Here is a 2,479-nt window from a genome sequence, read left to right as displayed (position 1 = left end):
AGTATTTGTGTCTTCGGAAATATCCTCGGACTTGTCTTCTGACTCGGAGTTAGTGTCTTCCTTGGTGTTGGAGTCTGCATCAGAATTAGTTGTGTCATTAGAATCCATATTGGAATCTTTCGCTTCATCTGCTGAATCATCAGAATTTTCCTCATCATTTTCGTTGTCAGTATTATCTGACTCTGAATCCGAATCCGAATTTTCATCAAAAGCTTCAGCCTCTTCAACCTCAGAGATTTGATCGGCATACGCCGTCATTGGTGGCAAAACCACGAGCCTTTCTGTGTCAAAACCTACTGTAAGTACGATACAGAAAACAACGAGTTGCAAAAAAGCAAAAAAATGAGACTTCATAATGTCTCCCTTCCTGCGCTATCAACGCAAAGAACTGGGAGTCATAATGTAGATTTCGCGATCATTATCGTCTGTAATCTCCATATGACTCATTAAAAGTTACATCATAAGTATGGAAGGGGATTTTTCGGATAATGATGAAATATGAGGAAAAACGAAAAAAATTGATAAAAAAGACAAAAATATCCAGATGAGGTCTCTGACTTATTTCTTGGTGACGAATACTGATATTTATGGTAAAAAGAAAATATTTGAAAACTATTGCAAAGGAGCGGATGCTCGTGATTGAAATATTTGCAAATGATATAAGAAGTGCGCTGAAAAATCAATGCTACTTTTCGGCGTTATCATTGGCATTAACATTGCCGGATATATGCGGAAAGGCAGAATATCCGAATAAGCAGGTGGCAGAGAGGTATATCAGCTGGTATGACAAATATATTGGGGCTTATGTGAAGAATGAAGGATCGTTCGGGCAGAGTCCTTATCTGAGCGGTGAGATGGTTTATAACCTGCGAAACACCTACCTTCACCAGGGTTCTCCAAATGTGGATGCCAGCAAGGTGAAGGAAGAAACAAATCAGGTAGACAAATTTATCCTCTCTTTAGGGGATGGAACAAAGATTCATGAGATGACTTTTTCTGTAAATGTGGGGGCGGTGGCGTTCAGAACAATACTTGTTGATATTACATATCTTTGTAGCGTGTTATGTGATTGTTCGCTTGCTTACTATAGGGAAAATGTGGAAAAGTTTGTTTTTGAGTTTAACATCATTCCGCAAGGCTATTTGTTTGGGAAGGATAGTCCACTTGACGTTGGTCCTAATGATGGGGATCCTATCGGGAATGTAATAAATAAAAAGCTGCTTGCGACAGGAAATAATGTGCAGATAGCAGGGAATCTGACACAACACATTATGAATATTTCCGCACAGACGCTGACGGGGAAAGCCTTGCTTCAGAACAATCAACCTTCAATTGAAAAGAATGCACCTGCAAAACCGACGCCGAGTAAAAAAGAATTGCAGTTCCGATCATTCTTTGGACAGACTTTTAAAGAAAAGAAGTATAAGGACAAGAAGGAACAGATTATAGAAGCAGTCCTTACATCAAAAACGAAGACACAGCTGAACAGCAAACTTACAAAGATATTTCCAGGAGTGGACGTTAAGATTATCCTTAAGAGGCTTCAGTCAAAGATAAAGGACTGGCCGGGGCAATAAAATATAAACAGAACATACGAAAAGCCTGGGATGATATCATCATTAATCCCAGGCTTTCGTGTTAGTTATTATTTCTTTTCAGGCTTTAAGAATCCATACACGGCTGTGATAAATACGGCAGCACTCAAAAGAGTTGTCATACTTCTGTTCACGCCGGTCTTCGGAGTCATTCTTGCTGCAAGTATCCTTACGTTTTGAGTAAGAGCATTCAGTTAGAGTTATTATGGACTGTTTCCCAAAATATTCCTATATACTCCGGATTGAAGCACTTCAACAATTACTTCAATTCAACTTCAATAACATTTTTGCTCCCTAACCCAAAAAAATAACGAGTTAGGGAGCAAAAATAAAAGCCGGACTGATGTTGCTCAGCCCGGTTTTCCATTAAATCTTATTCTTTTCCGGCTTCAGAAATCCATACACCGCTGTGATGAATACAGCAGCACTCAAAAGAGATGTCATACTTCTATTCTCTCCAGTCTTAGGAGTCCTTCTTGCTGCAAGAACTCTTACGTTCTGAGGAACATCAGCTGTAATAGGAGTATCAACTTGTGTAGTGACAAGATCAGGTGTCTCTGCTCTTTTGTTGAACTCAAGTCCTCGGCCTATTACATAGCTTCCGCCGACTGCCGCTTGACTTATGAGATGTAGGAGTCTCTGATTTTTTCTCTTCCTTTTGAGCCTCAGTTTCTTGCGGAGTCTCGTTAGTAGCTTCTGTTTCCGGTTCTGTTTCCTGTTCGGTTTCAGGCTCGGTGTGTTCCACGGTCTCCGCTTCGGTTGGTGCCTCTGTCTCCTTTACTGGTCTGCTAAATCTGATCGATTCAATGTGACCTGTCTTGTCAGAAAGCTCAAACTGCTCAGCTTTATCATCCACATTGGATTTAACTTCCTCTGGTTCAGAG

At 40.3% G+C, this 2,479-nt stretch carries 2 protein-coding genes and 1 pseudogene; 1 reads left to right on the top strand and 2 read right to left on the bottom strand.

All coding sequences use genetic code 11. The features are described 5' to 3' along the window. Positions 1 to 354 (bottom strand): annotated as a pseudogene (locus tag BLV86_RS17335) (hypothetical protein); the annotation flags it as partial. A 281-nt stretch (positions 355 to 635) separates the two neighbouring features. Between BLV86_RS17335 and BLV86_RS17330 the strand changes: the two are divergent. Then, positions 636 to 1,577, top strand: coding sequence for a hypothetical protein (locus BLV86_RS17330; protein ID WP_139297970.1), 942 nt, complete (start codon positions 636 to 638; stop codon positions 1,575 to 1,577). 592 nt (positions 1,578 to 2,169) lie between these two features. Here the strand turns inward: BLV86_RS17330 and BLV86_RS18050 are convergent. Further along, positions 2,170 to 2,479, bottom strand: a 310-nt coding sequence (locus BLV86_RS18050; protein ID WP_207647492.1) for a hypothetical protein, incomplete at its 5' end; no start/stop codon positions are given.

This window comes from Oribacterium sp. KHPX15, assembly GCF_900107835.1.
Classification (GTDB): Bacteria; Bacillota; Clostridia; order Lachnospirales; family Lachnospiraceae; genus Oribacterium.
The sequence above is the reverse complement of the archived record's forward strand: the minus strand, read 5'-3'. Positions and strand labels throughout refer to the sequence as shown.